Source organism: Ruegeria sp. CE6 (assembly GCF_056537485.1).
The window spans coordinates 265840-284394 of the sequence record NZ_JBQFRR010000001.1 but is presented as its reverse complement, the minus strand read 5'-3'; the positions used below and the strand labels follow the sequence as shown (position 1 = coordinate 284394).

20 protein-coding genes and 1 other RNA gene are annotated in these 18555 nt (G+C 56.7%); 9 read left to right on the top strand and 12 right to left on the bottom strand.

The genetic code is table 11. The annotated features are described in order from the left end of the window. The first annotated feature begins 57 nt into the window (after positions 1–57). Positions 58–741, top strand: coding sequence for a ceramidase domain-containing protein (locus ACR0DK_RS01345; protein ID WP_170401615.1), 684 nt, complete (start codon positions 58–60; stop codon positions 739–741). Positions 742–771: 30 nt separating this feature from the next. Here ACR0DK_RS01345 and ACR0DK_RS01340 read toward each other — a convergent pair whose 3' ends face one another. After that, the gene (locus tag ACR0DK_RS01340; protein WP_480734595.1) at positions 772–1335 is read right to left on the bottom strand and encodes a DUF4202 domain-containing protein; all 564 of its coding nucleotides are present in this window, start codon (positions 1333–1335) and stop codon (positions 772–774) included. 154 nt (positions 1336–1489) lie between these two features. Next, complete coding sequence (locus tag ACR0DK_RS01335) at positions 1490–1648, bottom strand: hypothetical protein (protein ID WP_170401611.1); 159 nt, start codon at positions 1646–1648, stop codon at positions 1490–1492. 224 nt (positions 1649–1872) lie between these two features. On the opposite strand from ACR0DK_RS01335, the gene gatC reads away from it, so the two are divergent. The 5 genes from gatC to rnpB all read left to right on the top strand — a co-directional run bounded on the left by gatC (position 1873) and on the right by rnpB (position 5570). Further along, entirely contained in the window at positions 1873–2160 is a 288-nt protein-coding gene (gatC, locus tag ACR0DK_RS01330; RefSeq protein ID WP_170392224.1) for an Asp-tRNA(Asn)/Glu-tRNA(Gln) amidotransferase subunit GatC, read from the top strand. Positions 2161–2163: 3 nt separating this feature from the next. Next, entirely contained in the window at positions 2164–3651 is a 1488-nt protein-coding gene (gene gatA / locus ACR0DK_RS01325; protein ID WP_480734594.1) for an Asp-tRNA(Asn)/Glu-tRNA(Gln) amidotransferase subunit GatA, read from the top strand. A gap of 41 nt (positions 3652–3692) precedes the next feature. Further along, complete coding sequence (locus ACR0DK_RS01320; RefSeq protein ID WP_170512388.1) at positions 3693–4397, top strand: excalibur calcium-binding domain-containing protein; 705 nt, start codon at positions 3693–3695, stop codon at positions 4395–4397. Next, positions 4381–5052: an N-acetylmuramoyl-L-alanine amidase gene (locus ACR0DK_RS01315; RefSeq protein ID WP_255611736.1), complete on the top strand. Its 672-nt coding sequence runs from the start codon at positions 4381–4383 to the stop codon at positions 5050–5052. The genes ACR0DK_RS01320 and ACR0DK_RS01315 overlap by 17 nt, the downstream gene beginning before the upstream one ends. A gap of 124 nt (positions 5053–5176) precedes the next feature. Further along, positions 5177–5570, top strand: an RNA gene (rnpB, locus tag ACR0DK_RS01310) — RNase P RNA component class A. 6 nt (positions 5571–5576) lie between these two features. On the opposite strand, the gene ACR0DK_RS01305 is transcribed toward rnpB, so the two are convergent. Next, positions 5577–5909: a GYD domain-containing protein gene (locus tag ACR0DK_RS01305; RefSeq protein ID WP_170392216.1), complete on the bottom strand. Its 333-nt coding sequence runs from the start codon at positions 5907–5909 to the stop codon at positions 5577–5579. Positions 5910–6289: 380 nt separating this feature from the next. On the opposite strand from ACR0DK_RS01305, the gene rpmG reads away from it, so the two are divergent. Both rpmG and ACR0DK_RS01295 read left to right on the top strand, forming a co-directional pair. Beyond that, entirely contained in the window at positions 6290–6457 is a 168-nt protein-coding gene (gene rpmG / locus ACR0DK_RS01300) for a 50S ribosomal protein L33 (RefSeq protein ID WP_010441901.1), read from the top strand. Between the two features lie 207 nt (positions 6458–6664). After that, complete coding sequence (locus ACR0DK_RS01295) at positions 6665–7171, top strand: membrane lipoprotein lipid attachment site-containing protein (RefSeq protein WP_170392214.1); 507 nt, start codon at positions 6665–6667, stop codon at positions 7169–7171. 294 nt (positions 7172–7465) lie between these two features. Here ACR0DK_RS01295 and ACR0DK_RS01290 read toward each other — a convergent pair whose 3' ends face one another. The 8 genes from ACR0DK_RS01290 to ACR0DK_RS01255 all read right to left on the bottom strand — a co-directional run bounded on the left by ACR0DK_RS01290 (position 7466) and on the right by ACR0DK_RS01255 (position 16375). Further along, entirely contained in the window at positions 7466–8521 is a 1056-nt protein-coding gene (locus ACR0DK_RS01290) for an ABC transporter ATP-binding protein (protein WP_170392212.1), read from the bottom strand. Further along, entirely contained in the window at positions 8521–9768 is a 1248-nt protein-coding gene (locus ACR0DK_RS01285) for an MGH1-like glycoside hydrolase domain-containing protein (RefSeq protein ID WP_480734593.1), read from the bottom strand. The genes ACR0DK_RS01290 and ACR0DK_RS01285 overlap by 1 nt, the downstream gene beginning before the upstream one ends. A gap of 5 nt (positions 9769–9773) precedes the next feature. Further along, positions 9774–10982, bottom strand: coding sequence for a carbohydrate ABC transporter permease (locus ACR0DK_RS01280; RefSeq protein WP_170512414.1), 1209 nt, complete (start codon positions 10980–10982; stop codon positions 9774–9776). After that, entirely contained in the window at positions 10982–12214 is a 1233-nt protein-coding gene (locus ACR0DK_RS01275; protein ID WP_170512412.1) for a carbohydrate ABC transporter permease, read from the bottom strand. The genes ACR0DK_RS01280 and ACR0DK_RS01275 overlap by 1 nt, the downstream gene beginning before the upstream one ends. 57 nt (positions 12215–12271) lie before the next feature. Continuing rightward, entirely contained in the window at positions 12272–13627 is a 1356-nt protein-coding gene (locus ACR0DK_RS01270) for an extracellular solute-binding protein (RefSeq protein WP_170392204.1), read from the bottom strand. After that, entirely contained in the window at positions 13624–14781 is a 1158-nt protein-coding gene (locus ACR0DK_RS01265; protein ID WP_480735673.1) for a LacI family DNA-binding transcriptional regulator, read from the bottom strand. The genes ACR0DK_RS01270 and ACR0DK_RS01265 overlap by 4 nt, the downstream gene beginning before the upstream one ends. 442 nt (positions 14782–15223) lie before the next feature. Continuing rightward, positions 15224–15961, bottom strand: a complete 738-nt coding sequence (locus ACR0DK_RS01260; RefSeq protein WP_010441904.1) for a Bax inhibitor-1/YccA family protein — start codon at positions 15959–15961, stop codon at positions 15224–15226. 195 nt (positions 15962–16156) lie between these two features. Further along, the gene (locus ACR0DK_RS01255) at positions 16157–16375 is read right to left on the bottom strand and encodes a YjiS-like domain-containing protein (RefSeq protein ID WP_170594665.1); all 219 of its coding nucleotides are present in this window, start codon (positions 16373–16375) and stop codon (positions 16157–16159) included. Positions 16376–16502: 127 nt separating this feature from the next. Between ACR0DK_RS01255 and ACR0DK_RS01250 the strand changes: the two genes are divergently transcribed. Then, entirely contained in the window at positions 16503–17381 is an 879-nt protein-coding gene (locus tag ACR0DK_RS01250; RefSeq protein WP_170392200.1) for a LysR family transcriptional regulator, read from the top strand. On the opposite strand, the gene ACR0DK_RS01245 is transcribed toward ACR0DK_RS01250, so the two are convergent. Then, entirely contained in the window at positions 17365–18333 is a 969-nt protein-coding gene (locus tag ACR0DK_RS01245) for an NADPH:quinone oxidoreductase family protein (RefSeq protein ID WP_480734592.1), read from the bottom strand. The two genes, ACR0DK_RS01250 and ACR0DK_RS01245, sit on opposite strands and share 17 nt — an antisense overlap. Positions 18334–18555: the final 222 nt, after the last annotated feature.

The following is an 18555-nucleotide window of genomic DNA, read 5'->3' as shown; positions in this document are numbered from 1 at the left end:
AGAGAATCCTCCCATTTTCCGCTTGGAGTTAGCCTAGCATCGGCTATGTAAAAATCTATGGATTGGACGCAGTATGTTGATGGATATTGTGAGAGGCTCTCACCCGCGTATTGGGCCGAGCCGATAAACGCGATTACCAATGCGGCCTTTCTTATTGCTGCATTTGTGATGTGGCAAAGGGCGCGCGGGCGGGGCGCACCTTTGGCGATGGCTTTGGTTGTCATATTGGCGATGATCGGAATTGGCAGCTATCTGTTCCATACCCATGCGCAGGTTTGGGCGGCGATCTTGGATGTGACGCCAATTCTGCTGTACATCCTCGTTTACATCTACGCAGTGAATCGCGATGTCTGGCGGCTGAGCAACAGATACGCGCTGGGTTTGACCGCGCTGTTCTTTCCATACGTGGCGCTGACGATCCCGCTATTCCAGTTGGTGCCTGGGCTTGGTGGCTCGGCGGCATACGCCCCAGTTCCTCTATTGATTCTGATTTATGCGGTCCTGTTGCGCCGGAAAGCCCCGGACACTGCGCGTGGGCTGACAATAGGAGCAACTGTCCTGATCACCTCGATCACCTTTCGATCACTGGACACTCCAATTTGCGGGTATCTGCCAACGGGGACGCATTTTATGTGGCACATTCTGAATGCAGTTATGCTGGGCTGGATGATTGAGGTTTATCTGCGGGCGATCCGAAATCCACCTGCCGGAGCTGCGGTGGCTGCAGGATCAGGACATTGATCAGAACCACCGAAGCATCATCCTGATTGGTTAATCCCTGAACGCAGCAGCCAAAGCCTCGGGCAGATCAAATTCAGCCAATACGCGCGCGCGGCCTTCGGCTGACATCTTGAAAGCCGTTTTTTTAACAATGCGCTGGATTTTTTCGGCGGAGTGCTTGGCGGCAAAAGGTTCAAAGTACCATTTCAGAAAAACGAAACAGATCACGTCCTCAAGCGCCTGTACCTCGGCATTGCGCTTGATCCCCTGTTTGCGCAGCATTTGCCCGACGGCTTCTATATCGTCCGCACCATATTCAGCCTGTTCCATGAATCTTTGCACAACGTCAGCGTGATATACGCCTTGCGCCTTCCTCCAGGCCAGATACCCTGCACGTCCTTCGGGGTATTCAGTGCGCTTTAGCTTCCAGCGTTCGACATGCTGACCACGTGCGGCGATCTGTAAAGCATCCGACGCATCGGGAAATAGCCGATCCAGCTCGGTGCTCATGCGTTGGCCATAAAGCAGCTCGACCGGCTGGCCGTCCTCCATATTAGGGTCTTGCGCATTTGCTGCGTCAATTGCGTCCAGAACGGTTTGCTTGCGTGTGCTCATTCTCTGCTCCGTTAGCTCGCCTGAACTGCACCTGACGGGTGGTTCGGCGTTTGGTCCAAGACCATGCTAACGAGTTGTTGGAATGGGTGCAGCAGTCAATTGTAAAAAGCGCCGGATCGGGAGGGGGCATACCGATCCGGCGCGCAGGTCAGGGTTATTTGCCTGCCTGGGTGTGGTCCCTCGTCACGGGCTCCGAAACAGGCGCGGGGAAGCTAAGGTTTCGGGTCAGATTGTTCATATCGATACCCAAAGCCAGGGCGGGCGAGGTCAGAACCAGAGCGGACAATATGAAGGCGGGAAGAAGGGTTTTCATGAGGTGTCTCCGATTTCTCGTTGCGTCACGATATTGAGGTGAACTGTTCGGTTCATTTTTTCAATGGCAAAACTGAACTAATCGGTTTACTTATTTGCATATCAGCCATTCAAATATGCATGGCAGCTGGCGATATTGGGTCTGAATCCGCGTCTGCCGCCTGTCGCTCTTGCGAGTGTTGCGGCAGGCAGGTAAACGCCCCCTAACGTAGATGAGGGTTTCCGATGTCGATTGACCAAAGCACCGCCGCCAAGGTGGCCAAACTGGCCCGGATCAAGGTCGAGGATGATGCGCTGCCTGCGCTGGCGTCCGAGTTCAACAATATCCTCGGGTTTATCGAGCAACTGAACGAAGTGGATGTCGAAGGCGTCGAGCCGATGGTCTCGGTCGAGCCGATGCGCCTGAAGCGTCGTCAGGACGTGGTCACCGATGGAAACCAGCAGGACAAGGTCCTATCCAACGCCCCCGATGCGCGCGAAGGGTTCTTCGCTGTTCCAAAAGTTGTGGAGTAAGTCATGAGCGAACTGAACAAACTGGGCCTGGCCGAGGCCCGCGATGCGCTGCGTGCCAAAGAAGTGACCTCGGTCGAACTGACCGAGGCCTGCCTCAAGGCCATTGACGACGCCGACGCGCTGAACGCGTTTGTCCACAAGACGCCCGAGATCGCGTTGGAGCGCGCCAAGGCGGCGGATGAGCGGATCAAAGGCGGCGACGCGCCTTCGATGTGCGGTCTGCCGATCGGCATCAAGGACCTGTTTTGCACTAAGGGCGTGCCCTCGCAAGCGGCCTCGAGTATTCTCGAGGGGTTCAAGCCCGAATACGAATCCACCGTGTCGCAACAATTGGCGGATGCTGGTGCTGTGATGCTGGGCAAGCTGAACATGGACGAGTTCGCGATGGGTTCGTCTAATGAAACATCCGTTTACGGCAATGCGGTCAGCCCGTGGCGGCGCGGCAATGACGATGCACAGCTGACACCCGGCGGCTCGTCCGGTGGCTCAGCCTCGGCTGTCTCGGCTGACCTGTGTCTGGCCGCGACCGGTACCGATACCGGCGGTTCGATCCGCCAGCCTGCTGCTTTTGTCGGCATCACCGGCATCAAGCCAACCTATGGCCGTTGCTCGCGTTGGGGTATCGTGGCCTTTGCGTCTTCGTTGGATCAGGCTGGACCGATGACCAAGAACGTCCGTGACGCAGCGATCATGCTGGAAACCATGTGCGGTCATGACCCCAAGGATTCCACCAGCGCCGAGCTGGCCGTGCCAAATTTCGAGGCGATGCTGACCGGCGATATCAAAGGCAAGAAAATCGGTATCCCCAAGGAATACCGCATGGACGGCATGCCTGCCGAGATTGAAAAGCTTTGGGCCGATGGCACCGCTATGCTGAAAGACGCAGGCGCCGAAATCGTAGATATCTCGCTGCCGCATACCAAATACGCGCTGCCTGCCTATTACGTGATTGCTCCTGCCGAGGCGTCGTCGAACCTCGCCCGCTATGACGGTGTCCGGTATGGCCGCCGAGCGCAGTTGGCTCAAGGCGATGGCATCACCGAGATGTACGAAAAGACCCGCGCCGAAGGCTTCGGTCATGAGGTCCAGCGCCGGGTGATGATCGGCACCTACGTGCTGTCTGCAGGCTTCTATGACGCCTACTACAACCGCGCCCGCAAGGTCCGCACCCTGATCAAGAAGGACTTCGAAGATGTCTTTGCCGCAGGCGTTGATGCGATCCTGACCCCGGCAACGCCGTCGGCCTCGTTCGGTCTGGGCGAGATGACCGAGGCTGATCCTGTTCAGATGTACCTGAACGATGTGTTCACCGTGACAGTGAACCTCGCTGGCCTGCCCGGTATTTCGGTTCCTGCTGGTCTGGACAAACAGGGCCTTCCGTTGGGTCTGCAGCTGATCGGCCGTCCGTGGGAGGAAGGCGATCTGCTCAACACCGCCTACGCGCTAGAGAGCGCGGCTGGGTTTGTGGCCAAGCCCGGAAAATGGTGGTAATCCTCAATCCTGACACGGCAATAAGGAACCGGAGCAGCCAAATGCGCAAATTGCTTCTGATCCCGGCCCTTGGGCTGATCGCGGCATGTGATACCGTTACCCCTGTTTCGGGTACCGGTTTCAATACGCCGGAATATCAGGCGCAGCGCGAGGCCGAACTGGCCGGGCAGGGTCTGGCCGGTAATCCGCTTGCGCCACCCGAGGCGGTTTCAGAGCAGCCGCTCTCGGCGCAGGGGGCTGTTGGTGCCGTACCAACAGGCGACGCCTCTGACATCGCCAACCAGACGGCCATTGCCTTGGCGAATACGTCGGGTCAAGAGACGCGCGTCGCGCCTCTGACTGCAACAAACAACCCAAGTATCTCTGATGAACAGGATTTTGAGGCTGTCTCAAACCGTCGCAGTATCGATGCCGACGCCGCTCGTATCGAACAGAATCGGCAGTCTTACGAGGTCGTCGCCCCTACTGCCGTGCCCGAGCGTGGCTCTGACGGGCAACCCAATATCGTGCAATACGCCCTGAGCACTTCGAACCCCATCGGTACCCAGTTGTACAGCCGAGCCGGATTTAACCTGCAGGCCAAGGCACAGCGCAACTGCGCTCAGTTCGCCTCTCCTGATCAGGCGCAGATTGAGTTTCTGTCGAATGGAGGCCCCCAGCGTGACCGCAAAGGGCTGGATCCGGATGGCGACGGTTACGCCTGCGGCTGGGACCCCAGCCCGTTCCGCAGTGCCGTCAACAACTAAGCTCTCCCCCATCTGGCACCCATCGCCCAATTTCGGCCCCCGTCGGGATGGGCTGTCACCCAAGCTGATCGTGCTGCACTACACCGCAATGGAGAGCGCTGCTGCCGCGCTTGAACGTCTCTGCGATCCGGGTCCCGAGGTCTCCGCCCACTACCTGATAGGTCGTGACGGTGCGCTCTGGCAGCTTGTCCGAGAGGAAGATCGCGCTTGGCACGCCGGGGCAGGGGAGTGGCAAGGGCAAGCCGACATAAACTCCCGCTCGATCGGGATCGAGCTGGACAATGGCGGAGATCACCCGTTTGCCGAACCCCAAATGCGTGTATTGGAACAGCTTTTGCCCGAACTCATGCAGCGTTGGACCATCGCGCCAGAGGGTGTGATCGGGCATTCCGACATGGCACCGGGCCGCAAGTCCGACCCCGGCCCCCGGTTCGACTGGCAAAGGCTGGAACACCAGCGCCTTGCCGCTCGGCGTGGTACTGCCCTCGAACCGAACGTCAACTTCCGCGAGCTGGCGCAGAACCGGGGCTACACAGCGACAAGCGACGAGAAGACGCTCCTAAATTCCACACGCCTGCGCTATCGCCCGTGGGCCTCAGGCCCCTTGCACCTCGATGATCTCATAGCCCTCTGTCCGCTCCCAAAATCGACCTGATCCGCCCTTCATCTGGCCAAAAATATCTCGGGGATGAATTGGCCGTAGGCCAAGAAGGGGCTGGCCCCTTCACCACCCCAACCCCTCTTGACGCCATCACGCACAGAGCCTACCCAACCCACGCGCGGAGGGCCGGATGGCCGCTGGGGTCGTTAGGCCCGAGAGGAAAGTCCGGACTCCACAAGGCAACGGTGCCGGGTAACGCCCGGGCGGGGAAACCCGACGGAAAGCGCCACAGAAATCAGACCGCCACACACGTGTGGCAAGGGTGAAACGGTGGGGTAAGAGCCCACCGCGCCGCTGGCAACAGTGGCGGCACGGCAAGCCCCACCGGGAGCAATGCCGAATAGGGTCCCCGCGCGGGCCGGTCGGTGCAAACCGATACCGCCGCTAGGCACGCCTTGGCCGAGAGGGACCGGGTTGGCAGCTCGAGCCGCGCAGCAATGCACGGCCTAGAGGAATGGTCATCGAAGGGGGCAACCCTGGAACAGGATCCGGCTTACAGGCCCTCCGCGCATCTCCTGTTACCCGCCCGGAGGTGTGTAGGTGCCGCCAAGTGCTGCAGCTTTTTCGGCGACGGCAACAAATTCCTGCGCCGACCATGCGCGAACGGTCTCGATCCTCGAAACCGCACCCGTGCCCGCGACGGCCATGCCAATTGCCACAGCATCACTGCCTTCAGGCAGTTCGCTGATAACGACGACATCATTGCCTCCGGTGGTTATATAAAATGAGATCAGTCTGCCGCCTGCTTTCTCAAGCAAGGCCTTGACGGGACCGGTGCGATCTTCCGGTTTTGCCAACATTCCTTTGACCCCATCTTGCGAATAAGAAGCATAGGTAATGAAAACAGGCATATTTCTCTCCCTTGGTTGCAGTTTATTCGGAGCGCTAAAAGCGGCCGACTCCCTGGCCGTGTCGCGTGCAGGATTGCGCGCAAACCGGAAAAGACCCGGCCAAGTAGACAGCCGGGCGTTGCTATAGTTGTGAGCGGTGTTGTCTGCCGGAATTTACATCCGGCACGGTATTACCTAAGTCCGTAAAACGGGCTTCGAAGGTTCCGGCGACACTATCACAGAATCGTGAGCGCTCCAAATCGACTGCTCTTGAAGCCGTGTCAGGAATTGTTCCCCTAACGCGGCGAATCCGGTTGACTTGGGCGCATGAGCGGTTAAAAGCGCACGCTCATAAGGATTCAACCGAAAGGCCCCTGCCTTTTCGGACGCAGGAGATAACCATGGCGAAGCCGACGACAATCAAGATCCGTCTGAACTCGACCGCGGGCACGGGCCACTTCTACGTGACCAAGAAGAACGCGCGCACCATGACCGAGAAAATGACCATTCGTAAATACGATCCGGTCGCTCGGAAGCATGTCGAGTACAAAGAAGGCAAGATCAAGTAATCTGCCCTCTGACATACTTTTTGAAGAAGGACTCTGCCATGCAGGGTCCTTTTTTGTATTGTTTTGGGGTATCTCTTGGTCGGCCTAAACCAAGCAGGGGCGTTGCAGGGGCGCATCAGAGGTTTGGGTGTTCTGAATCTCAGCGGCTTGCTTTTTCTAATCCCCTGCCGCTACGCTTCAGCAACCCTTTCCAAAATGTTGACCGCCATGAAAAAAATCTTGTTGCCCGCTCTTGCTGTTCTGACATTGTCAGCCTGCGAAGACCCCTTTAACCGCGAAGGTGTTGGTTTCACCGGGATTGATGGTGAACCGCGCACAGTGTCGGATGTAAAAGGCGCCGTAGCCTTTTTGCCGCCAGAAACCAACATCCCGGCGGAACTGGCCAAGCTGCCAACGGTCCAGGTTACATCGGACAAAGCCGAGCTTGAAAAGATCGCGGGTGTCGCAATCGATAATGGCGGTCGCTCAGATGCGAATTCAGTTCAGCTCACTGGCAGTGATACCAATCTGTACCTGAGCAATGTCAGTGTAAACGGTCAGTTGTTCGGCGTCCTGCGTACGGAAAACAACTCCACCAAAGTTGATACATCGGTGGGCTCGGCCTTTGGCGCTCAAACGGAACGCTTTACCGGATGTTTGCCCGCGGGTGATGTATACCGCAAAGGTTCGTCCGAGCGCAGTTCGGGTTTTGCAGTGCCACTGAACTGCCGTTAATTTAGCTTACACAATCTAAGTAAAAGCCCCCGCCATTGGCGGGGGCTTTCTAGTTTCAGTGTTTCTGCAAGTCTTACGAGGCACTGAACAAGGGCTCAAACCCAGCACCGGTCATTCAATCCATGTGACACACCGGGCGATGATCACGCGAGTTCAGAGGCCCCCGCCATCCGTTGGCATCCAAGCAAGCGCTGTGCGTGTTCTCTATTTCACCCCACCGCCAAAGAATAATCAGTGGTGAAACTCAGACCCGATCAGCAGAACTGTTTAACCTCAACTGATAGGAAGCAACGTTCATTGCTCTACCAATGCCTGCCCATTCTCGTCAAAGAAATGAAGTTTGTCGGTGGGAAAATGCAGGCCGATCTTTGCCCCAGGCTTTAGAGCGGTGTCCCCATTCAGGCGCACGGTAACCTTCTCTTCGGCGCCGCAATCCACGATCAGGAAGGTATCTGCCCCCAGATACTCAATCACCTCGATGATGCCATCACATTGCCCATCGCCCGATGACACAACATCGATGTGTTCGGGGCGAATGCCGAGTTTGCTTGCTACACCCGAGCGCGCGAAGTCACCGCCTCTGCCATGTTCCAGAGTGTAGCCATCGTTCTGAGTCGTGCACGGCAATATGTTCATTTTGGGGCTGCCAATGAACTGTGCGACAAACAGATTGGCAGGGCGTTCGTAAAGTTCGCGGGGTGTGCCGACTTGCGCGATCTTGCCGTACTCAAGCACGACGATGCGGTCGGCCAATGTCATCGCTTCAACCTGATCGTGCGTCACGTAGATCATTGTGCGCTTTAGGTTCTGATGAAGTTTCGCGATTTCGTAACGCATTTCGACACGAAGCGCTGCATCAAGATTCGAGAGCGGTTCATCGAACAGAAACGCCGTCGGGTCGCGCACGATAGAACGACCAATTGCAACGCGCTGCCGCTGTCCACCGGACAGGTCCTTGGGGCGACGTTCCAGAAAAGGTCCCAGCTTGAGAACCTCGGCGGCTTTATTGACCTGCTCTGCTATCTCGGCCTTCGGAACACCCGCGACCTTAAGTGAGAACCCCATATTTTCGGCGACCGTCAGGTGGGGATAAAGCGCATAGGACTGGAACACCATCGTCAGACCCCGCTTGGAGGGTGGGTGATCCGTGACATCATTGCCGTTGATTAGTAGCGATCCGCGCGAGATATCTTCAAGCCCACCGATCATGCGAAGCAGGGTGGATTTTCCACAGCCCGATGGACCGACGAAGACGATGAATTCACCTTCATCAATCATTAGGTCAACGCCTTTGATGACCTGGGCCGAGCCAAACCACTTTTCGACGGATTTTAGTTCGATGCTGCCCATTAGTTCCTCCCTGCCCAATGCAGCCAAACCGCGGCTGTCCAGGTGAATGAATTCCCTCCGGCAGGGCTGCCGGTCAGAGGATCGTAGTATTCAGCGAAGCCGTTTGTTGCGATCAGCTGCGACGTTTTCTGGCGCAGTGCCTCGGCTTCTTCGAGGTGCCCCATATCCGCTAATCCAAACCCGATCAGCATATTCATGAAACCCCAAGTGGGACCCCTCCAGTACCTGCGTTGGTCGAAGTTGGGCATCGCGGGGTCATAGCTGGGAACTGGAAAGGGTACTTTTGCAAGCGTCGCCCGCAGGCGCTCCAGCATGTGCTGTGAGTCAAGTCCCCCAAACCAGCAAAGATACGACGCGTTAGAGATGCTTCCGGCCCAATCACCAGTCAGCGCATCACGCGAGTCGAACGAGCTCAGCGTTTCGTTCCACAAAGATCGCGCGCCCGCTTCGAGCCTTTGAATGTCGCTACTTAGTTCATCCGCAGCAATTCCAAGCCTTTCGCTGATCTCCTGCAGATCGCGTGCGGCGCGCAGAGTGATAAATGTCATCGTCGGATCTGCGACTCGGAAGGGATTCAGGCTCAGCAACTTCTGTTGATCCCAGTCGGCCTGACAGCCGATCTGAACCAATTTGATATAGCGGTCATAGTCGTATTTGGTCGGTCGGTCTGCACTGTTGACGTGGCTTGTGTCACGACGCTGGTAGTCTCCGACACCTGTGGGATCTACGCCCTCCATTGCTTTGTCCCAGTCCGGTGCATTGTCGCGACCAGCTTCCCACGGATGCGTGGTGCAGACCGCGCCGTGTTCGTCGAGTCGCCATTTCATGATCCAGCGATGCCACGCCAGCAGAGATGGGAAGAGCGCGCGAACGCGGTCCGCGCCTGCATCGCTATCTTTTTCCCAGATCTTCCGCGCCACAGTTGCAGCCACCGGGGGCTGAATGATGCCAGAGGACGGGATCGGCCCGTGGCCACCCCAGACATCCGGGCCGGGGTAATATCCGTCATCCTGTTTGTGGAACAGGATATGCGGCACCATTCCATCATCCCACTGGCCCGAGAACAGTGTTTCAAGTTCCACCCAGGCTCGATCAATGTCGAACTCGGCAAAACCAAGCGCCGCAATCGCGCTGTCCCAATTCCATTGATAGGGGTAAAGCCCTTCGGTCGGGATGGTGTAGCCGCCGCGATCATTGGCAACCAGAATGTTGCGCGCCTCGCGGTCGGGGTTTGTATGTTGGTTCATCTCAGTCATCCTTTGACGGACCCCGCAGTCAGGCCCTTAGTCATGAAACGTTCAAGTCCCAGGAACAGCGCCATGATCGGAACGGTGGCGATCACCGCACCGGCCATCAGATGCTGTCGGGGAATTTCCGAGGAGTTCAGCATCGTGACGCCTCGGGTCAGGGTAAATTTCGAAGGGTCGTCCAGCAGCATGAAGGCCAGCAGGAACTCGTTCCAAGCGATCATGAAGACGTAGAGCGAGACCGACGCCAGCGCAGGCAGGCTAAGCGGCAGCGTAATCTTCCAAATCACTGCCAGCCGCGAAAGCCCATCCATGAGACCGGCCTCTTCCACTTCCGTCGGCAAACCACGGAAATAACCTTGCAGCATGTACAGCGCGACAGGGATTGTCGTGACCGGGTAGATCATCACGATGCCAAGGATCGAGTTGCGCAAGCCAGTCAGCGAGAACGCGATATAGATCGGCAGCGCCAGAACGATCATCGGCACCATGTAGATCAGCAGAATCGAGCGCGAGAACGCCTTTTGCCCCGAGAAACGGAACCGCGCGACGGCATAGGCTCCGGGGACGCTGAACAGCAGGGTGATAAAGACCGTCAGGACCGAGACGTAGAGCGAGGTCCAAAGATAGGTGCCGAAGTTGAAATCGCGAAACAGCTCGGTATAGCTGCGAAACAGCGCGGTGCCTTGTGATAGATCTACCGAGAAATCCAGCGGGTTCTGCAACAGGGCCTGTTGCGACTTCAGGCTGGTCATCACCATCACATAGAACGGGATGATCACGATCGCGGTAAAGAAGATGTAGCCAAAGCCCGTACAGAACCGGATCACGGCCTCTTCGTACTCATGACGGGTGAGCTCGCCGAACGGAGTCTCTTTCAGGATTGCGGCAACGGATAGGTGCATCACGACTGCCATCGCCACGACGGTGACCAGTATTGCCTGCAGGGATGTGTCAGAGCCGATCAGGACAGGCCCGACTCCGGTCAGGCAAGACAGGCCTAACAAGGCGGAAACACCCAGTCGGGCCGGTGCGCGTTGCGCCGGGAAGCGGACATACACCAGACCGGCAACAGCCCCCCATATCAAGCAGAGCAAGACCTGTGGCCGGAACGCAGCCCCGGTCGAGAATGACATGGTGATGGCGACAGTAGTGGCGATCACCACCAGCCAGAGCGCGCCTAGAATCGGGGCGGTTATATACCCTTTGCGCATCACAAACCCTCCTCACGGCTGATGAAGCGGAAGAAGACGAAGCTGAAGGCAATCAGGCACATCAGGATCACAACGGCCACCGCTGCGCCTGCGCCGATGTTCGAAACCGCAAAGGCCTGTTCATAGACATTTACGGTCAGAGTACGGGTGCCGGCATTGCCGCCGGTCAGCAGGAAGATGTCGTCGAACTTGTTGAACGTCCAAATGAAACGCAGCAGGAACAGTACCGACAGGATGCCCAGCAGTTGCGGGATGCTCAGTAGCCAGAATTTCTGGAATGGTGAGGCTCCATCCATATCTGCTGCTTCATACATGCTGGAGTCGATTGATTGCATCCGCGCCAGAATGAACAGGAACGACAGCGGGAAATAGCGCCAGATCTCGAACACTGTCACCATGATCAGCGCCAAAGGGCGTTCCCCGAAGAAGTTGATCGGTTCACTGCTTAGTCCCATCTGCACCAACAATGCGTTGGCAGAACCTGAGAACGGGTCGAACAAGGTGACCCATGTGAAGGCCACAGCGATGACTGGCGCCACATAGGGGAACAGATAGAGGCCGCGTATGAACCCTTGTCCCTTGAAGCTTTTGTTCAGCAACAAGGCTGCAAACAGGCCCATCACCAAAGCTCCAATGGTGCCGACCACGGTGTAGAACAACGTGACCCACAGCACGCCCCAGAACTCGTCTCCATCAAAGACACGGGCGTAGTTTTCCAGACTGAATTCAAGGTTGGTCAGGACGCTGGGTCCGCTCCCGGTCACGCCGGGCTCTGATCCTTCGAGCAGCTCTTCGAAAGCGTCCGGATCTCCGTCCAATGTGACCGGAATACGGATGCGTTCGCGTTGACCGCCTTCCAGTGTGCCGAAATCGCAGAACAGGTTTTGCCCGTCCAGAACACAGGGACTTGCAACTTCGCGCGCCGTCACGCCGTCCGGTAGAACATCTGTCAGGGTGACTCCGACAACGGCGATGTCCTGACTTGAGTTGCGGACGCGGTATTCAATCCGCAGATCGTCTCCCGATCCGCGCAGGCTTTCACGCACCACAGGTGCAGGCGGACGAAGGTCAGACAGGGTGAAGGGCTTGAAGCTGATCCAAAAGATCGCCAGCAAGGGCAGGATCACCACAAGCGATACACTGATCACTGTCGGAGCCAGCAGCGTCCAGGCCAGACGCGCCTCGCGTTTGGCTAGCGCCCCGGTTCCGGTCGGTGGGGTGGCCGAAGACATGGGATACCTCGAAGGGTTGGGTGCAGCGGCGCAATCGCCGCTGCATGTGTCACAAGGTTACTGAACCTTCGCGAGCTCGTCGTTCATTGCGGCCACTGCAGCGGCGGCATCGATTTCATCGTCGATATATTGGCGCACGACCCGGTTAATTGCCTGGCTGTTGATCATTTTGGACGCCAAAGCCAGCTGGCCTTCAGCAACGCCCCAGCGCTGCGCCACGTCCAGACCGCCGACGATCTCATCGATCATCGCCTGATCATACAGCTCGCCCAACGGGGCTTTGCGGTCCACGCCTACAGGCAGTTCTGCCCATGCTTCCGAGAACGCGGTCGGGTTGTCAGCATTACCGCGACGGACCGGGAACTTGCCCTCGGGTGCGATGGCCAGTGTTTGAGTATAGCCGTCGTCCATGGCGAATTTCACGAACTCCATCGCCGCGTCGGTGTCGGCGTCGTTGGTGATGCCAAAGTAACGAACGTCACCCCAAGCCGCGCCATCCGGGTTCGATGGGCCCGAGAAGTTAGTGACGATACCAGTCTTCGAGGCCAGATCGCGCGAGGTCGGATCATCGTTGATCGTCGGCGGGGCGCTGTCGCGCAGACCGGCCAGTTCGTCAAGGATGAAGGGCGACCAGATGATCATCGCTGCTTTGCCATCAAAATACAGCTCGCGCGATTGTTTCCAGAATAGCTCACCCGGGGGCGAGGCTTTCGAGATCGCCTTGTAGAAATCCAATACCTCTATGGTCTTGGCTTCATCCAGCGGCTGGAAGCCGTCCGCGCCAACAGGGGTCACGCCATTGGCGAGGAACACATGCTCCAAAACCTGACTCATGAAGTTTTCATCAACTTTGGTTGCAGCAACGAAACCGTACATCTCGGGCGGGTTGTGCAACTGCTCCAGCGCAGCGACGACGTTGGCGAATGAGTTCGGGGCCTCAAGGCCCGCTTCATCAAACAGGTCTTTGCGGTAGACAACCATTTGGGTCCATCCATCGACCGGTACCGACGCGGTTTCGTCATTGAACGCCGCCATACCAAGCGCGCCGGGGGCGAAGGTGTCGGCGCCCAGTTCTTCGATCACTTCGGTGGCGGCTTCGGTGTCCAGAATGCCCGCTTCAGCCCATGGCAGGGCATATTGCAGCGGATGATAGACCACATCTGGCAGGTCTCCGGCGGCAAATGCTGCTGTGGCGCGTGTACCCAGATCACTTTCGGTGACCGGGATAACCTCGACCGTGGTGCCGGTTTCAGCCTTGAACTGGTCAGCCATTTCCTGTTGCTTGGCCAGCCGCTCGGGCTGTTCTTCGGTGGTCCAGAAGCGGATCGTATCCGCCTGAGCTGACGTCGCCGCCAATACTAGCGCAAGCGATGTTCCAAGCATCATTCGCGATGCTAAAGGTGCAAGTTTCATAGTCGGTTTCCTCCCCGGTTATGATCTTTTGAAAGTTGAATTTTTCGGGCCAGTTCCTCGGCTGTAACGCTTGGTGGCCCGTCGGAACTGCGTTCGATCAGAACGGCCTCACCAATCTCACGCAGATCTGCGGGCGCTTCACCGCGAGTCTGACTGATCAGCATCGTCGCAAGGCGTTCTCCTGCCCGCTTAGAATCGACGCTGAACGTGGTTAGACCAGGGCTGACATATTGGCATTCAGGGATGCCGTCATATCCCAGAATTGATATATCTTGCCCGACCTCGAGGCCCAGTTCTGTACAGACCGAGTAACACCCCAGCGCAGCCAGATCCGTTGCAAATACTATTGCAGTAGGTGGGTGATTCAGCGTCAAAAGCGCGCGTGCCTCAACCGCACCCTCCTCGCGCGTACGAGCACCTTCCCGGATCAACTCGGGATCGGCAAGCAAGCCCGCGATCTTGAGACCTTCGAGATAACCGTCACGGCGCAGATGGCTGTAGTTGAATTTCGGATCGCTACCGACATATCCGATACGCGTATGGCCAAAATCGACGAGCCGACCAACCGCATCACGGGTTGCAGATTCACCCGAAATGTCGAACCAGGATGTCTCATCCTGCCAGTCCGCCTGCCCATACCCCGTGCGGCCATACATGATGAAGGGAACCTTCAACTCTTGCAGGTATTTCACCCTCGCATCGTCGACCTCGGTCCGGGGCAGAATGAATCCATCGGCTTTGCGCTCTTCGACAAGCCGCCCCAATACATCAAGCATATCTTTTTCGGACTTCGCCGTAGAAATCGTCATCGTCCAGTCGGATGCGCTCGCCGCTTCGCATGCTCCGGCCAGAAAGTCCTGAAGAAATGGATTATGCCGGTCTGGTTCTTCGCTGTTGATGACCATGGCGATGGCGCGCACCCGCCCGGTTCGTATCGCCTGCGCATGGCTGAGTGGGCGATAGCCCATCTTTCGCGCCGTGGTTTCAACGCGCTTTCTCGTGGATTCCGAGATGTCGGTATATCCATTCAGGGCGCGGGACACCGTGCTCTTAGAAAGCCCAAGATGATCGGCCAATTGATCCAGTTTTACCCTGCCGGGGCCAGAATGACTCCGGGGGCGAGACTGCGGTTGCTGGAGACTTGGATTCGTCATCATTCTTCTATTTGTTTTCTCCGAAACCGGTTTCGGCAATCAAAATTATGAAATTCTTTGATTGGATCGACCAAGTACACGAACGTTCCAATGGCGAAAGGCACTGATGAACGCATATGCAAACTTGCAAACGCGGCTTTCAGAGTGGTGCAAGATTAGGGTTGCGCCAACATGGTTGACTGCCGACTGCTACAGTAACTGCAGGCTGATCATTGTTCGCGGAGCTTTGATGGGAATCGGTGAATTGAGCATGAGGACTATGCGTAAATACGGGCGACTATCCGGCTATGAGGGCGTGTAAAATTTGTGGAGGCAAAATAAACTAGTCGGAACATCATGCGAAGTCACCAAGGCTTGGTATGGGCTTTTGAAGAGCAACATAAAAAAAGCCCCGCTTAGCGGAGTGCCAAGCGGGGCTTTCTGTATTCTGTTGGAAGCAGTTTTATTCTCTGTTGCCCAGTAGTTGCAGCAGGAACATGAACATGTTGATGAAGTCCAGATACAGGTTCAATGCACCCATGATTGCCGCTTTGCCAAGCCATTCCTGATCGCCAGCATGAGCCATCTGCAGATAGGTGGTTTTGATCTTCTGCGTGTCATAGGCGGTCAGGCCGGCAAAGATCAGCACACCCAGGATCGACACTGCGAACATGATCGCAGGCGACTGCAGGAAGATGTTGATAACCATCGCGACGATCAGGCCGATAACGCCCATCATCAGGAAAGTACCCATGCCCGAAAGGTCTTTCTTGGTTACATAACCGTACAGCGAAAGACCTGCAAACGCGATCGAAGTCACCAGGAACACTTGCGCGATCGAAATGCCTGTAAAGGCTACGAAGATCCAGCTCAGCGACAGGCCCATGACTGCTGCAAATGCATAGAAAAACAGCTGTGCGCCAGATGCAGACAGCCGGTTGATCGCAGCGCCAAAGCCAAACACCATCGCCAAAGGTGCAAACATCACGATCCAGCCCAGGATATTGGGGCTCAGCGTGACCGGATCACGGAAGATCGACAGCAGTTGCGGGCTCGAGCCCACGGCCCATGCCACGGCAAATGTGATCAGCATGCCTACGGACATCGTGCCGTAGACTTTGTTCATATGGGCGCGCAGGCCCTCGTCTATCTCGGCAGCGCGCGCGCCGGACGCCGTCCGGATCGTGTCGAATTGTGCCATATAGGGGTCTCCCTTCAATATTCTGTTCGCAGCCCACGGATGCGAGCCGGTTTCCCGGTAAATATCGGAGAGTGTGGCCCTCGTTTCAAGGGTTTTAAGCCTGAAACTCAGCAAAACTGTCGGCAATTTTTGCAACTGTCGCCAAAAAACCGGCGGCTTGGTCGCCAAATCCCTCAAGCCGCCGGTATTTTCGAATTAATACAGATGTTTGTGCCAGCTGTCGGGCGCGTCCCAGAACGGGCGCTCTGCTTCGTTACGCGCGTCTTTGCGTGAAACGCCGATGTCATTCAGTGCATCATCATCAAGCTGGGCGAGTTCGCGACGCTGACGAGCGAGGTTAAACAGGTCAAGTATCCGAGCACCAATCGCCTTACGCTTGATGCGACGAGGGGTTGAGATGGCTATATGGGTCATAATCATTGCCCTTTCCTGATTGTTTGATGAAACTTAGCGCTTCAATCAATTTCCTTGATCTATATGGAGCAGTCTGACATATTTTGGAAATGAATGTTTATGACGAGTCTCATAAGGAATCTTGAACATGCGAAATTTGGACATCACTACATTGCGGTCTTTCGTAGCTGTTGCTGATCATGGTGGCGTGACGCGTGCCGCTGGATTTCTTCACCTCACGCAATCTGCGGTCTCTATGCAGCTAAAACGGCTGGAAGAGCTTTTGGGCCTGGAATTACTGGATCGATCCGGCCGAACCATCGCGCTAACGGCGTCCGGAGAGCAGTTGCTGGCTTATGCGCGGCGGATGATTGCGTTGAATGATGAGGTGATCGGGCGGCTGACGGATCAGGCGTTTGAGGGCGAGGTCGTGCTAGGCGTACCGCATGACGTCGTTCATCCGTTCATTCCGCGCGTGTTGAAGCGTTTCAATGCCAGCTTTCCTCGGGTCAGCGTGAACTTGGTCACTTCCAACACGCGGCACTTGAAAGAAGAGTTCGCACGCGGAAGCTTCGATCTGATTGTGACTACGGAATCGGGCGCGGGCGAGGGCGCCGAAACCCTGCACCATATGCCTTTGCGTTGGGTTGGTGCGCTGAACGGATCTGCCTGGCGCCAAAAGCCTTTGCGGCTGGGGTTTTGCCGGAATTGCATTTTCCGCCCGGTCGCGACAGCGGCGCTGGATGATGCGGGAATCGAATGGGATATGAGTATCGACAGCGATTCCGACCGCACCGTTGAAGCCACCGTCAGCGCTGATCTGGCTGTGGGAGTTTTGCTGGAAGGCACCCAGCCCAGCCATCAGGAACTGATTGACCATGCCGGGGTGCTGCCGGATTTGCCCGTGCAGTTCATAAACCTTTATGGTGCCGAGCGGGTACGTGAGGAATACGTATCAGAGCTTGCGAACCTACTGCGCCAAAATTTCAATCATCCAACGGCGCAGCCGCTTAAAGTGGCGAGTTGACGCGGATCACCACTTTGCCGGTGGATTTGCGATCGCGCAGCAGTTCCAAACCTTTTGCTGCGTCCTGCAAGGGCAGGACGTGGCTGATATGAGGCTTTATCCGGCCCTCTGAGTGCCAGCGGAACAAGGTGCTGAAGCTGTCGCGCACGATCTCGGGTCTGAAATTCAGATAGCCGCCGATATATACGCCGATCACGGTCAGGTTCTTGACCAATAGATGGTTGGCCGGGATCTGGGGCACCTCACCTCCCGCAAATCCGATCGGTAACAAGCGGCCTTCCGGGTTGGTCGCGCGGAAGGCGGCCTTGAAGACATCTCCACCAATCGCATCGTAGACCACGTCAGCACCACCCAGAGCGAGAACGCGGTCGCGCAGGTCTTCGCTGGCGTCAATCAGATGATCTGCACCAGCGTTTTGCGCCACGGCCAATTTGTCCTGACCGCGCGCCTGGGCGATCACCGTCGCACCCATCAACTTGCCGATTTCAACCGCGGTTAACCCGACGCCACCGGCGGCCCCGGTGACCAGCAGTGTCTCACCCGGTTGCAAGCGCGCCCGGTGTGCCAGAGCAATGTGGCTTGTGCCATAGGCGATCTGGATCGCGGCGGCGTCTTCGAAACTTGTGGAATCTGGAAGGGGAATAGCCCGGTCTGCATCAAAAACGCCTGATTCGGCCAACCCACCCTGGCCGGAATAAACCGCAACGCGATCACCCAGTTTGTAATGCGCGACATTGTTTCCAATTTCGGTGACAATCCCCGCGATCTCCATGCCCAGTGTATACGGCGCTTCGGGGGTATCTTGATACGTGCCTTTCTGCATCAGAAGGTCTGCAAAGTTCAGGCCGCAGGCGCGGATTGCGATACGGACCTGGTTATGTTCCAAGGGTGCCTCTTGTGTTTCGCACAGCTGCGCGGGTGCCCCTTTTGTCTCGATACGAAATGCCTGCATAACTGGTCTCCGCTCTTTTTGCCGCCATAGGCTGCCTGGCTTAGCCATTTGTCAATTCCATTCGCAATCTTCACAGCGTTAAACTGAACGGGGTGGATCAACTGTTTCCCATTTAGAAACTATTAATCTCTATGTCGGCCGTACAACCACAAACCACTGTTCGAATTCTCTGATTCAACCAGCTTGAAAAAATAGCGGATTGCGGCAATATTGTACTATGGT